The following is a 13,754-nucleotide window of genomic DNA, read 5'->3' as shown; positions in this document are numbered from 1 at the left end:
GCTAGCCGCGAGCTGCCCATCCCGGTATTGGTTCCGGCGGCGCACGTTCAGGTTCAGCACCTCTACAAAGAGGCTGAAGGCCATGGCAAAGTAGATATAGCCCTTGGGTACCTCCAGGTGTATCCCCTCTACAATCAGCAGCATGCCGATAAGTAGCAGGAAGCTGAGGGCCAGCATCTTCATGGTAGGGTGCCGCTGCACATAGCGCCCCACACTGCCTGCAAACTGAAAAACCAGCAGCATGCTGCACAGGATGGCGAGCACCATCACCGCTGCATGTTTGGCCATCCCCACTGCGGTGATTACGCTATCGAAGCTGAACACCAGGTTTAGCACCGAGAGCTGTACCAGCACGCCTCCCAGCTGCATTTTTATCCGCCGGGGTGCGGGCCCCTTGGGGCCTTCCAGCTTGTTGTGTATCTCCAGGGTGGTGTTGGTAAGCAGAAAGAGGCCACCACCCACCATAATCAGGTCCTTCAGGCTCAGCTCCGCCCCCAGCACGGTAAACAGGGGGGCCTGGTTTCGGATCAGGAGGTCTACCCCCAGCAGCAGGCCTGCCCGCATCACCGCGCCGATAAGCAGCCCGTAGTTGCGTGCACGCTCCTGTTGCCCAGGCGGCAGCTTGGTGGTGAGCACACCGATAAAAATCACATTGTCTATGTCCAGCACAATCAGCATGGCAAATAGGCTGGCAAAGCTGATCCAGGTCTCGGCCTGGCTAAAGAGGCTTATTAGTTGCTCCATGCGGGTAGGTAGGTTAGTAGAGACTCACATCTGCAAGCAAGGGTAAACTTACGGCTTATCTGCAAATTAGCTTGCACCATTTTATTATAGGGCCTGGCGCACCTCTGCCGGGCTATGCAGCGTGGGCGGATGCCCGCGCCTAGCCTGCGGGCTGTAGCACCAGGCGTATGTGCTGCAGCTGCCCGCCCTGTGCCAGGCGCAGCAGATAGATGCCTGGTGTCTGCAGCGCCATACTTAGCAGCTGGATGCCCGCCCCCTGCCACTGTCCCTGTGCCAGCAGCTGCCCCTGCAGGCTGTGCAGCTGCCAGCTGGCAGGCCCGGGCTTGGCCAGCTGCACCCGAAGCGAGCCTGTGCTCGGGTTTGGCCCCACGGAGGCCAACAGGGGTTCTGCTGCCGCACGTCTATCCGTGGGGGTACAGTTGCCCAAGGCCACACAGCTCTGTAGCCAGCTTAGTGCCAGCTGCATGTTTGGGCTGCCGTGGCCATAGGCATTGTCGGGGTTGGCCGTTCGGTCGGCCGCCTGTATCAGGGCCTGGCGCAGCTGCCAGCCAGTGGCTGTGGGCGCGGCCTGCAGCAGGCAGGCAGCCATGCCCGCCACATAGGGAGCGGCAAAGCTGGTGCCGCTGCCGCTGGTTTGTGCACCCAGGGTGTTGATGTAGGGCACCGCCTGGCCCATTACAGATAGTTCCGGCTTAAGGCGTCCGTCTGCCGTGGGCCCCCGCCCGCTAAAGCCGGCAATCTGTGCGGTAGTGAAATTGGTAGCCCCTACACAGAGCACCGAGTCGGCATCGCAGGGGGTGGTAATGCGGCCCCAGCTGGGCAAATTGCCCTCATTCCCGGCACTGCTTACCACCAGGATGCCGCGGGCAGCAGCCATGTCTACAGCCCGGGCTATCAGGCTATGCTCGCCATCCAGGTCGCCCAGGGTCAGGTCATCGGCAGTTCCATCAAAGTCATTGTACCCCAGGCTACTGCTAATGATGTCGGCGCCCAGGGCATCGGCCCACTCGGCTGCCAGCAGCCAGTTCATCAGCTCAGCGGGGGTTTCGCTGGCCACATCCTCGGTACGGGCCAGGGCCAGCTGCACATGGGGGGCAGACCCTACATACTGGTTGGGCAGCAGGGCAGCCATGCGGCTCAGCACATCGCTCCCATGGTTGTCGTCCTCGTACACGTCCGCCTCATCGGCCACAAAGTCCTGTGTGGCGATAATCCGATCTTGCATAAACAGACTGTCGTAGGCAGGATTCGTGTTTGCCGCCCGAAAGCCACTGTCGAACACCGCCACCAGTACCCCGCAGCCGGTGTGGCCTGCCGCATGCAGGCTGCTGAGGCGGGTATAGTCATGCTCGCGCTGCATGCTGCCTGCCTGGGCGGCAGGTATGGCCCTGCACCCGGCGATGCCCGCCACATGGGTGCCCGCCCCCTGCATGGGCACCGGGTACACGGCCTGCACATAGGGCAGGCGCTGTAGGGCCAAAACATCGGCCCCCACCACCCAGGCTGCATTCAGCCAGCGGCTGGTGGCACGCAGGCTACCTATGTGCGGGGCTATACCGGCCAGGTAGTGGGCTGCCACGGGCAGGTCGGCAGGGGTAAGCACAATGTGGTTCCGCTGCCTGCGTGCCAGTGCCCGGTCTGTCAGCACCCCCTGCACCGCCTCGGGCAGCACCTGAGCGGTTGGGGTTTGTGGGCCCTTGTCCGAAAACCGAACCCAATACTGCTGGCCTAGCGCAGAACTGAGTAGCGAGGTGGACACAAGTGCAAGGTGCAGAATGTGGACGAAGCTTTGCATATCCTGTATACGATTATTCGGCCCCCAAACGTGCCCAAACGACCAGCGGGGCTGCTATTTTGTTTCTTTTGTGGATGCGAATATCCGAATTGATCGCCCCTTTTGAAAGCTGGGCACCCCTGCACCTGGCCGAGGGCTATGACAATACGGGCCTGATGGTAGGCAGGCCCGACACCCCCTGTACGGGCGTACTCTTCAGCCTGGACTGTACCGAGGCTGTGGTAGCCGAGGCGGCCGAGAAGGGCTGCAACCTCATCATCAGCCACCATCCCATCTGGTTTGGTGCCCGCAAGCGGCTGAACGGAACGGACTATGTGAGCCGCACCATCCTGGCAGCCATCCAGCAGGGCATTGCGCTATATGCCATCCATACAAACCTGGATAATGTGCCTACGGGGGTAAACCACGCGTTGGCCAAGCGCATCGGCCTGGCAGGCACGCGCATACTGGCCCCCAGGGCGGCAGACCAGCCGCAGGCAGGTGCCGGCCTGATTGGCAAGCTGCCCCGCCCCCACACCCCCACTGAATTGCTGGACCTGCTGGCGCACACCTTTGGCAGCCCGGCCATCCGGTATACCCTGCCCAGCGGAACTACCCGCCTGGAGACCGTGGCCGTATGCGGGGGGGCAGGCAGTTTCCTGATAGAGGCGGCGCGCGAAGCCGGTGCCCATGCCCTGATAACGGCCGACATTACCTACCACCGCTTCTTCGACCATGAAGACCGGCTGATGATCCTGGACATTGGCCACTACGAAAGCGAGCGGTATACACCGGATATGCTGTATGCCTTTTTTCGCGAAAAGTTTCTTAACTTCGCAGCCTATTTGTCCGAGGTATATACCAATCCGGTCCAGTATCATTTACACGCGCCAGCAGCCCATGGAAAACACAGTTGAACAACGCCTACAGCTACTTGCTGATCTTCAAAGAATTGATACACAGCTAGACCGCCTGCGCCAGATACGCGGAGGCCTGCCTGAAGAGGTACAGGACCTGGAGGATGAGCTGGAAGGCCTGCGCACCCGCCTGGAGCGCCTGCATGAGGAGATAGACAATGCCAAGAGTGAAATCCGCAACCGCGAGAATGTAATAGCCGAGAGCAAGGAACTCATCAAGAAGTACGAGCGGCAACTGAATGAGGTAAAGAACAACCGGGAGTTTGAAGCCCTGAACAAGGAGATTGAGCTAGCCAACCTGGAGATACTGACCAGCGAACGCAAGATCAAGATCTTCCACGAGTTCATAGAAGAAAAGCAAGCCAAAATGGATGAGGTGCAGGCCACCTTTGACGAGCGGAAAAATGACCTGGATGCCAAAAACAAAGAGCTGGAAGTCATTATTATAGAGACCCGTGCCGAAGAGCAGAAGCTGATGGAAGACAGCAAAAAGGCCTCGGAAAAACTGGAGAAGCGCCTGCAGCGCGCCTATAGCCGCATCCGGGGCAATATGCGCAACGGGCTGGCTGTGGTAACCATGGATCGGGGTGCCTGTGGTGGCTGCTTCGCCATCATCCCCCCCCAGCGCCAGGCCGAAATCCGGCAGAGCAAAAAACTGATCGTGTGCGAAAACTGTGGCCGCATTCTGGTAGACAAGTCCTACTTTGGTGTGGAAGAGCCCGTGCTGGTAGAGGACGAAAAGGCCAGTGTACGCCGCAAGACTACCCGACGAGTTGCTGCCAAAAGCGAGACCGAAGCTGCTGAGTAGGATAGCCCTCCGCAGCCTGCTCCTGTTGCTCCTCCTCCCTGGGTGGGTGGCGGGCATACCAAGCCTGTATGGCCAGCACACACAGTTTTCTGCCCTGCTCTTTCGCCTTGAGCTAAATGCGGCAGAAGACTATGCTGCCAGGGTTCCGGCGCTGGCCGACCGCCTGTACCTGCAGAACCATGTAGCCTTCTACCGGGCGCTGATTACCCAAAGCCCGGCTGCCATCAGCACCTACACACAGGCCAGTGCCCGCCAGCTGGCCGCACTGGAGCAGAAGCCGGCCGGCAGCAAGCGCTGGCTATACCCGGCAGAGATTGAGCTGAAACAGGCCGTCGTGCTGGCCTCGGCAGGCCGCATGCTACCTGCCGGCCAGGCACTGAAAAGAGCCCAGCAGCTGCTGAACAAGCATGTGCAGCAGCTGGGCCAGGCCGACCCGCAAGCCCAGCGCATAGGTGGGCTGATCCAGCTGGCCATGAGTGCCGTGCCCGACAGCTACCAGTGGCTGGTGAAGCTGATGGGCATGCAGGGAGACCTGAGCACCGGCCTACAGATGATCCGGCAGTCGGCTGCCTGGCTGCCGCCAGAGCATGAGCTGGTGCGCTACTTTGCAGAGCGTACCCTGCTAGGCCAGGTGCACGGCCCAGGGCAGCGCATTGCACAGCTATATCAGCAGCAGCCGGATATGGCCCTGCTAGCCTATGTGTACGCCCACTACCTGCAAGAAACACACCAGCACAAGCAGGCCCTGCGCACCCTGGAGCAGCTGAGGCCGCACGAGCCCGCCCTGCCCTACATCTGCTACCTGCGGGCCAAGGCTTATTTCTACACCGATGCCTACGGGCAGGCCATCGCTGCCTTCCAGCGTTTCCTACAGCTTAGCCCCGGGCCGCTATACCGGCTGGATGCCCTGGCCGGCATTGCTCAGGCGCAGGCACTGCTAGGGCAAACGGCGGCCATGCAGCTACAGTGTCAGGCTATCCTGAAACAGTCGAGTACTGCGTCTTTTGACCAGGATGCATACGCCCTGCACTGGGCTGCACGCTATGCCGTGCACCGCATGAGCCACATGGAGATGGGCCTGCTGCGCCTGCGCCAGCTGTACGATGCTGGCCGCTACGACGAGGGCATATCGGCAGCCCAGGCGTTTCTGCCCTACGCGGGCAGGCTGGCCCCAGACCTACAGGTGGAGCTGTACTACCGCCTGGGGCGGCTGTATGCAGCCAGCAGCCCCAGCCAGGCCAGGCACTACTACCTGCTGGCGGTGGCACCCGTAGCAGACCAGGCACGCTGGATGCAGGCCTATGCACACTACTACCTGGGCCAGGATGCTGCACGCCTGCGCCACTATGACAAGGCCCGAGCCGAATACCGGGCGGCCCTGCGGTACCACCACATCCCCTACAGGCGTGGCCTGGAGCTAAAAACCAAAACTGCCCTGCGGCAGCTACCCTAGCTGCCCGATAAGTATTAGTTTCGTAGGACAAATAGATTGGCAGCACCCTCTTTTGCGTTCCACCCCCCCCAGAACTCTACCCAGCCATGAGCCGAAAAAAGCGCAAAAAGAAGAACCGGGTTCGGAAAAGAAGAACCGGGCTACTCATTTTCATTGGCCTGCTGCTAGTGGGGGGCCTTTTGCTGGGGCTAGGCGGCTATCTGTATCTGTACACACCCAGCATGAAGCCCAAGCAGCAGCCACAGCTGCTCTACCTGCACACAGATACCCAGCTAGACAGCCTGATACCCATACTGGAGGAAGCAGGCCTGCAAAACCCGGGCCGGTTCCGCACCCTGGCTGGCCTAATGCACCTGGAGAAAGCAAAGGCAGGACGCTATGCGCTGAAGCCCGGCCTGCACAACCGGGCCCTGATACGCATGCTGCGGGCAGGACTACAGGAACCTGTTCGACTCAGCTTCATCAGCCACCGCACCCTGGACGAGTGGGCACAGACGGTAGCCCCCCGATTTCGCTTCAGCAAGGCGGAACTACAGGCTGCACTGAAAGATCCCCGACTGCTGGATTCGCTGGGGGCAAACCCGCAGACCCTACCGGCCTACTTTATACCCGACACCTACCAGCTGTACTGGACTACCAGCGCCAAAAACCTGGTGCTGCGCATGAAGAAAGAGTATGACCGCTACTGGACCCCCCAACGCCAGGCACAGGCCGAAGCCCTGGGGCTAACGCCCATAGAGGTGATGACGCTAGCCAGCATTGTACAGGCCGAAACCAACCGAAACAGCGAGAAAGCCCGTGTGGCCGGGGTGTACCTGAACCGCCTGCGCAAGGGCATGCGCCTGGAGGCCGACCCCACCGTGAAGTTTGCCCTGGGCGACTTTGCCCTCAAGCGCATACTCAAGCGACATATAGAAGCCACCGAAGATAACCCCTACAATACCTACCGGCACACAGGCCTGCCACCCGGGCCCATTAACCTGCCCGAGAAAAGCAGCATCGAGGCTGTACTGGGGGCCGAGCAGCACGCGTATTATTACTTCTGTGCCAGTGCCCAAAAGGTAGGCTACCACACCTTTAGCCGCACCCTGGCAGAGCACAACCAGGCTGCACGTGCCTACCACGCCTGGCTGAACGATCAGCGAATATTTGAGTAATAAATTGCCGAATTCTCGGGTTATTCATTTTTATCCAGTAATTTTTTGGTGATTAATCGTATTGTGTGAAGAGAACAATAGACTATATCATCAATATAGGCGCCTATGCACACCTGGCGGAGTATCAGCGCAGAAAAGTGCGGCTGACAAACTCCATCATGCTGGCACTACTGGCCATAACCCTGGTGATTGAGGTAATGGAGTGGGTGCTGGGGCAAACGCATGATTATCCACTTCTGCGGGGCCTTGTCGTGGCTATTCCTTGCTTTATCCTCAACCGGTATGGCCACCACCTTGTAGCACGCTGGCTGCTTTCGGTTTGTCCTACCGCGCTTAGCGCAAATAGTGTGGCTTATGTAACCCCCGCAAGCCTGCCCATCCCGATCGGCATACCGCTCATTCTCTCCTTCACCATTCTGCCCACGGTTCTGTTCGATGCACGAGAATGGAAGCACATGAGCGCCGCGCTGCTGCTGAACGCAGCCGTTTTCCTGGGCTTTCATCACTATCGTGCCTACTTCGAGGCCGACGAAATAAACTTTGATCCAGTAGGTTCTACCAAGTTTATTATTACCCGGCACATCATCGATGGGCTAAGTGTTGCCACCCTGTTTATCTGTCTCTCGCGCCTGGTATGGATAAACTACAAGGCCGAGAATAGAATAAGCCACATACTGGAATCCACGGAGGAACAGAATGAGGAGCTAAAGCAAAGCCTAAGCATCATAAACGACCAGGCTGAGCACATAACCGCCGGAATAGAGTATGCCAGAAAACTGAAGAACGCCCTATTGCCGCACGACAACCTGCTAGCCCGCTTTCCGCCCGATTCCTTTGTGTACTACCAGCCCCGAGAGGTAGTAGGCGGAGATTTTTTCTGGCTACACGAGGCAAAAGACGGATACTACCTGGCCGTGGCAGACTGCACAGGCCATGGCGTACCGGGGGCCATGCTGGCAGCGCTGGGCCTAAGCCTCATAAACCAGGAAGTGGCCGTAAAACAACAGACTAACCCCGCCAAGATACTGGAAAGCCTGCACCTGGACATACAGGAGGCGCTAAGCCAGGACGAGCAGTATGCTACGGCACACGACGGGATGGATATTGCGCTCGTACACCTGGATCTGGCACAGAAAAAACTAACCTACAGTGGGGCAAACAGGCCGCTATGGCTAGTGAGCAAAGGAAAAGTGCAAGAGATAAAGCCCACTAAGCGGGGCTTGGGCGGAAAATTCCTTCAGGACGTTGAATTTGAGCTACACAGCTTCTCCTTCAAGGGCTATAGTGCGCTCTACCTGTTTACAGATGGGATAACAGACCAGCTGAGCAGCCTGGATGGCAAAAAATTTACCCAGGCCGGACTGCAAAAGCTGATAGAGGAACAGCTACAGGGCAAACCGGCAGCCGTGCAACTAAACCTGCTGGAGCAGCACATCCGAACCTGGAAAGGCACCTACGCGCAGCAGGACGACATGCTGCTAATGGGCATTTCGCTGGCCTAAGTTGGTAGAGAAAAAATGAAATAGTCAATGATTTAGCACCAGTATAGCAGCCCTTTTTTCCTCCTAAGATTGTGGGATGAAAAGGACCCTGCGAAACATACTTTACTTCGGTGTTCGGGATGAAATGCCCGACTACGTGCAGCGCAAGCTGGTGATTACCACCGGGCTTATCATCGTGCTCAGTGTGCTGGTGCTGGTGGTAGAGGTTATGACCCATGTACTGGGCCTGCCCCAAGACAGTACCATGCTGCTGGCAGGCATCAGCATTGGCCTCAGCTTTTTACTGCTCCGGCAGGGCTACCACCAGCTGGCCAGGCTGGTTATCGCCCTGGCCCCCATTCTGGTAGCCTCCTTCAGCCTGGCCCGTACCTCTCCCCTCAGCCTGGATGTACCCCCAGGCATTGTGCTGCTGCTGGCATTTTCCCTCCTGCCCACCCTCCTGTTCGATGCCCGCGAGTGGCGCTACCTGGCCCTGGGCGTGGGCGTATCAGCCATCTTCTTCCTCTGCTTTCAGTACATCCGGCCCTACCTGGTGGTGGCAGGGCTGCCCGACCTGAAGCCACAGGAAACAAACGTTATCCTGATTATCACCCAAATTCTTGCCTTTATGGTACTGGCAGCCACCATCGGCCAACAGATACGGCTGAACTACAAGGCCGAAATACGTATAGCCGACCTGCTGCTGGATACCCAGGATAAAAACGAGGAACTGGCCCGTAGCCTGGATACAATACAGCAGCAGGCCCAGGATATACGAGACAGCATTGTGTACGCCCAGCGGCTGCAGAATGCCATGCTGCCTGGGGCCGATGAACTGGCAGAGTTATCCGTGCCCCTGTGGGTGCTGAATAAGCCAAAGGAAATGATAGGTGGAGACTTCTACTGGGTAGCCCGGGTAGACGAGGCGGCCTATGTGGCGCTGGGCGACTGTACGGGCCATGGCGTGCCAGGTGCCATGATGACCGCACTGGGCCAGAGCCTGCTGAACCTGGATATACAAACCAAGCACATGAAAAGCCTGCCGCAAATCCTGGAAGCTATGGACCAGGGCATACGCCGGAGCCTGAACCAGCATGTGGGCGGATCAGGTGCTGCGGATGGCATGGACCTGGCGCTGCTGAAGCTAGACCTGGCCGAAAGAAAAGTATACTTTGCTGGCGCAAACAGACCCCTGTGGGTAGTGAAGGATGGCCAGATAACCGAGGTAAAAGCTACCCGGCGGGCACTGGGCGGACCCTACCAGCCAGACATCCCCTACGAGGAAACGGTGATGCCTATGGAAGCGGCAGACCTGCTCTACCTGTTTAGCGACGGAATAACAGACCAGACCGGAGGGCCGCAGCAGCGAAAGTACACCGCTACCCGGCTGCGTAGCCTGATAACCGAGACCCTGGCAAGCCTGCCCGCCGAGGCACAAAGGCAGGCCATGGAGGCCGAACTAAAACAGTGGATGCAGACCCAAGAGCAGCTGGATGACATGCTCTGCATCGGCATCGACCTGCGGACACACACCCGGTAGCCACACCCCCCACTGGTAGCAATTGCACTGGCAAAAGCCAGATGCATTGGGGGCCATTCCCTATATTAGCACCCATGCCCTCACACACGCGCTTACTACTGATGCTGCTGGCCACGGCAGCTGTGGCGGCCCTGCTCCTGCTGATAGATACACAGCTGGGCGGGCTACCGGCTACGCTCCTGGTACTTAGCCAGGGCGTGGCGCTCTTTACGCTGCTGCTATACGCCATCCAGCGCCGAAACCTCACCACCTGGATACTGGCCAGTATGGTGCTGGGCGTGGCCCTGGGGTACTACTTCCCCACCACATCCACGGGCCTGCAGGTGGTGAGCAAGGCCTTTCTGAAGCTGATAAAGGCCAGCATTGCCCCCCTGCTGTTTGGCACCCTGGTGGTGGGCATAGCCGGCCATGCCAACCTGAAGCAGCTGGGCCGCATGGGCTGGAAAAGCCTGCTGTACTTTGAGGTGGTAACCACCCTGGCACTCTTTATCGGCCTGGGGGCCATCAACCTGACGCAGGCAGGCAAGGGCATCCACCTGCCCCAGGCCATGCAGGAGCAGGATGCCGGAGTGCCCGTAGCAAAAAGCCAGACCGCCCAAGACATCATCCTGCACATCTTCCCCGAGAACCTGGCCAAGTCGGTAGCCGAGGGGCAGGTGCTGCAGATTGTAATCTTCAGCCTGCTCTTTGGCGTAGCCCTCGCCTTTGTGAAAAAAGATGAAGTGCGTAGGCCCATGCTGCGCTTCTGCGAGAGCCTGAGCGAAACCATGTTCAAGTTTGTAGAGCTGGTGATGTACCTGGCCCCCATTGGCGTGGGGGCTGCCATGGCCTATACCGTGGGCCACATGGGGCTGGATGTGCTGCAAAACCTGCTTCAGCTGCTGGCCACCCTCTACATGGCCCTCATTGCCTTTGTGCTACTGGTGCTGCTGCCGGTGGCCCTCATTGCCCGCATACCCATCCGGCGTTTTCTCCGGGCGGTGCAGGAGCCTGCATCCATCGCCTTTGCCACCACCAGCAGCGAGGCGGCCCTGCCGCGCGCTATGGAGCGGATGGAGCAGTTTGGCGTACCGCGCCACGTAGTCGCCTTTGTGCTGCCTACTGGCTACAGCTTCAACCTGGATGGTACCACCCTCTACCTGGCCCTGGCTTCGGTGTTTGTAGCACAGGCAGCGGGGGTGGAGCTGGACTTCTCTACCCAAATGCTCATGGTTTTCACCCTGATGCTCACCAGCAAGGGCGTAGCGGGTGTGCCCCGTGCCTCGCTCATTATCCTGATGGGCACAGCCGCACAGTTTGGCCTGCCGATGTATGTTATTTTTGCCATACTAGGCATAGATGAACTAATGGATATGGGCAGAACCACCATCAATGTGGTGGGAAACTGCCTGGCCAGTGCCGTTATTGCCCGCTGGGAGGGGGTGCTAGAACCCCCCAAAGGCCCAGAGGTGCAAGAATGATAAGCGTTTCTTGCTATCTTTGTTCTATTCAGTAACAAATCATTAAGCGCTCACACTTATGCACCAGGAGGTACTTGCATACATCGAGAAAAATAAAGACCGGTTTTTGGCAGAGTTGTTCGACCTGCTGCGCATACCCAGCGTGGGTGCCGATGGCAAGTACCGGAACGATGTGCTGCAGGCGGCTGATTTCCTGCTGCGAAAATTCCGGAAAATGGGCATGGATAAGGCCCAGCTGCTAAATGGCTCCGGCTTCCCGGTGGTGTACGCCGAGAAAATAGTAGACCCCCAGGCACCCACCGTAATGATCTATGGCCACTACGATGTGCAGCCGGCCGACCCCCTGGATCTGTGGACCTCAGACCCCTTTCAGCCCGAAATTCGCGACGGAAAGATCTATGCCCGAGGTGCCTGCGACGACAAGGGACAGATGTATATGCATGTGCTGGCTGTGGAGGGACTGATGCAGATGGGTAAGCTGGACTGCAACGTAAAGTTCCTGATAGAGGGCGAAGAGGAAACCGGGAGCGTGAGCCTGCCCGAGGTGATAAGCAAGTATGCCGAGCTGCTAAGCTGCGATACGGTGCTGATCTCTGACACCAGCATGCTGGCCAACGACACACCCAGCATCAGCATCAGCCTGCGTGGCCTTAGCTATGTGGAGGTGGAGGTAACAGGCCCCAACCGAGACCTGCACAGCGGGGTGTATGGCGGTGCGGTAGACAACCCGGTAAATGTGCTGTGCGAAATGATAGCCAGCCTGAAGGACGAGAACGGCCGCATTACCATACCCGGCTTCTACAGCGACGTGCTGGCACTAACCCCCGAAGAACGGAATGAGTACCGGCGCATCCCCTTTGACCAGGCAGCCTACAACGCGCACCTGAACATAGCCGCCACCCGGGGCGAGCAGGGCTATAGCACCCTGGAGCAGACCAGTGCACGGCCCACCCTGGACGTAAATGGCATATGGGGCGGATACACCGGCGAGGGCAGCAAGACCGTACTGCCTGCCCAGGCACACGCCAAGATAAGCATGCGCCTGGTACCCCACCAGGATAGCGAAACCATTACGCGCCTTTTTACCGAGCATTTTGAGCGCATAGCCCCCAAGAGTGTGCGGGTAAAGGTAACCCCCCACCATGGTGGAAACCCCTACCTGACCGACGTACACACCCCCGCCTATCAGGCAGCGGTGGAGGCCATGACCCAGTCTTTTGGCAAGGCACCCATCGCCACACGCGAGGGCGGATCCATCCCCATCCTGGCCGCATTCGACCAGGCAATTAAGGTACCCATTGTACTCATGGGCTTTGGCCTGAATAGCGATGCCATCCACAGCCCCAACGAGCACTACGGAATCTTCAACTACCTGAAGGGTATCGAAACCATCTGCCTGTACTACGGCAAGTACCGCGCACTGGCCAGCAGCAGCCTTGAAACACAGGCCGAGCACGCAGGCGCCTAGAAGCGCGCGGCCCAGGGCTAGTGCAAATCTGTAGCGATACAGATCCATCCGCCCCAGGTGCAGCTAGCCACCAATACGCATGGGCCCAGGCCGTAGCATGGGGATAATCCAACTGAGTAGTATGGCAAAAAGCTGGAAAGAGAAATTCGAAACTGCCCGCAAGCCGGAGGTGAAGCAGACGGACAGGCCCTTTGCAGGCATACCGGCCCACACGCCCTTCCTGATCTCCTCTCCTGCCGAGATAGCGGCATACCTGCGGCACCTGGAGCCGGGGCAGCACACCACCCCGGCCCAGCTGCGCAAAGACCTGGCTGCCGAGCACGGGGTAGGCTACACCTGCCCAGTTACCACAGGCATCTTTCTGCGCATAGTGGCCGAGTGTGCTTGGGACGAATACCTGGCTGGCACCCCCATCACAGCAATAGTGCCATTCTGGCGTGTAATCCGCCCCACCGATGCCCTGGCCAGCAAGCTGCGCTGCGGCCCGGGTTTTCTGGCTGAAACCGCCTAGAGGTGAGAGAGCGGGGTTTCTAAACTGGTCTACTCCCCTGTAGGAATGACCGGTGCCAACTGAAAAATACCGTATGGCCTTTTCCCCATCCGGTCGCTAGCCTGGCAAGGCCCGACAGGGAAAATTACATTCTTTTAATCAAGATGAAAACCATGAAGACTAGCTGTACAAATAATTCAAGCAACAGGTAAGAGAGATAGAGCTGGAAGAAAGCTATTTTGAAAGTGTTCGGGAGGGGTTAACAGGCCGATCAACTTTACAGAAAGACCTGTATTTGGACTATTCAAGCGAGGAGGAAATGGCCGTTTTTTGCACAAAAAAAGGGTGCAAGTGTGCACCCCATGTACAAAAAAAGTACCCAGAGGGGGGCTCGAACCCCCACGGTGTCACCACCACTGGTGTTTGAGACCAGCGCGTCTACCGATTCCGCCATCTGGGCAT

At 58.5% G+C, this 13,754-nt stretch carries 11 protein-coding genes and 1 tRNA gene; 9 read left to right on the top strand and 3 right to left on the bottom strand.

What is annotated here, in order from left to right; genetic code table 11:
- Together LW884_10605 and LW884_10600 are read right to left on the bottom strand one after the other, a co-directional pair.
- A partial coding sequence (locus LW884_10605; GenBank protein MCE3008777.1) for a TerC family protein occupies positions 1-744 on the bottom strand: 744 nt, incomplete at its 3' end.
- Between the two features lie 139 nt (positions 745-883).
- Complete coding sequence (locus LW884_10600; protein ID MCE3008776.1) at positions 884-2,503, bottom strand: S8 family peptidase; 1,620 nt, start codon at positions 2,501-2,503, stop codon at positions 884-886.
- A 110-nt stretch (positions 2,504-2,613) separates the two neighbouring features.
- On the opposite strand from LW884_10600, the gene LW884_10595 reads away from it, so the two are divergent.
- From LW884_10595 to LW884_10555, 9 genes are all read left to right on the top strand, one after another.
- Positions 2,614-3,435 carry a Nif3-like dinuclear metal center hexameric protein gene (locus LW884_10595; protein ID MCE3008775.1) on the top strand — a complete coding sequence of 274 codons (822 nt, stop codon included), beginning with the start codon at positions 2,614-2,616 and terminating at the stop codon, positions 3,433-3,435.
- Positions 3,419-4,243: a C4-type zinc ribbon domain-containing protein gene (locus LW884_10590; protein ID MCE3008774.1), complete on the top strand. Its 825-nt coding sequence runs from the start codon at positions 3,419-3,421 to the stop codon at positions 4,241-4,243. Before LW884_10595 ends, LW884_10590 begins: the two co-directional genes overlap by 17 nt.
- A gap of 46 nt (positions 4,244-4,289) precedes the next feature.
- Positions 4,290-5,696 (top strand): hypothetical protein, encoded by a 1,407-nt coding sequence (locus LW884_10585; protein ID MCE3008773.1) that lies wholly within the window; start codon positions 4,290-4,292, stop codon positions 5,694-5,696.
- 86 nt (positions 5,697-5,782) lie between these two features.
- On the top strand, positions 5,783-6,853 hold the full coding sequence (gene mltG, locus LW884_10580) for an endolytic transglycosylase MltG (GenBank protein ID MCE3008772.1): 1,071 nt from the start codon (positions 5,783-5,785) through the stop codon (positions 6,851-6,853).
- Between the two features lie 65 nt (positions 6,854-6,918).
- Positions 6,919-8,355 (top strand): SpoIIE family protein phosphatase, encoded by a 1,437-nt coding sequence (locus LW884_10575; GenBank protein ID MCE3008771.1) that lies wholly within the window; start codon positions 6,919-6,921, stop codon positions 8,353-8,355.
- Positions 8,356-8,431: 76 nt separating this feature from the next.
- Complete coding sequence (locus tag LW884_10570) at positions 8,432-9,874, top strand: SpoIIE family protein phosphatase (protein MCE3008770.1); 1,443 nt, start codon at positions 8,432-8,434, stop codon at positions 9,872-9,874.
- A gap of 74 nt (positions 9,875-9,948) precedes the next feature.
- Positions 9,949-11,334: a cation:dicarboxylase symporter family transporter gene (locus LW884_10565; GenBank protein ID MCE3008769.1), complete on the top strand. Its 1,386-nt coding sequence runs from the start codon at positions 9,949-9,951 to the stop codon at positions 11,332-11,334.
- A 58-nt stretch (positions 11,335-11,392) separates the two neighbouring features.
- Entirely contained in the window at positions 11,393-12,802 is a 1,410-nt protein-coding gene (locus tag LW884_10560; GenBank protein MCE3008768.1) for a dipeptidase, read from the top strand.
- Positions 12,803-12,923: 121 nt separating this feature from the next.
- Positions 12,924-13,313, top strand: a complete 390-nt coding sequence (locus tag LW884_10555; protein MCE3008767.1) for a hypothetical protein — start codon at positions 12,924-12,926, stop codon at positions 13,311-13,313.
- 355 nt (positions 13,314-13,668) lie between these two features.
- Here the strand turns inward: LW884_10555 and LW884_10550 are convergent.
- Positions 13,669-13,752 (bottom strand) — tRNA-Leu (locus tag LW884_10550).
- Positions 13,753-13,754: the final 2 nt, after the last annotated feature.

Source organism: Bacteroidota bacterium (assembly GCA_021300195.1).
Lineage (GTDB): Bacteria > Bacteroidota > Bacteroidia > J057 > JAJTIE01 > JAJTIE01.
Note: the sequence above shows the minus strand (reverse complement) of the source record. Positions and strands in the feature narration are given on the sequence as shown.

Coding starts and splice junctions, on each gene's coding strand:
- LW884_10560 (MCE3008768.1), top strand. CDS start 11,393: ATGCACCAGGAGGTACTTGCATACATCGAGAAAAATAAAGACCGGTTT.
- mltG (MCE3008772.1), top strand. CDS start 5,783: ATGAGCCGAAAAAAGCGCAAAAAGAAGAACCGGGTTCGGAAAAGAAGA.
- LW884_10595 (MCE3008775.1), top strand. CDS start 2,614: ATGCGAATATCCGAATTGATCGCCCCTTTTGAAAGCTGGGCACCCCTG.
- LW884_10565 (MCE3008769.1), top strand. CDS start 9,949: ATGCCCTCACACACGCGCTTACTACTGATGCTGCTGGCCACGGCAGCT.
- LW884_10570 (MCE3008770.1), top strand. CDS start 8,432: ATGAAAAGGACCCTGCGAAACATACTTTACTTCGGTGTTCGGGATGAA.
- LW884_10555 (MCE3008767.1), top strand. CDS start 12,924: ATGGCAAAAAGCTGGAAAGAGAAATTCGAAACTGCCCGCAAGCCGGAG.
- LW884_10590 (MCE3008774.1), top strand. CDS start 3,419: ATGGAAAACACAGTTGAACAACGCCTACAGCTACTTGCTGATCTTCAA.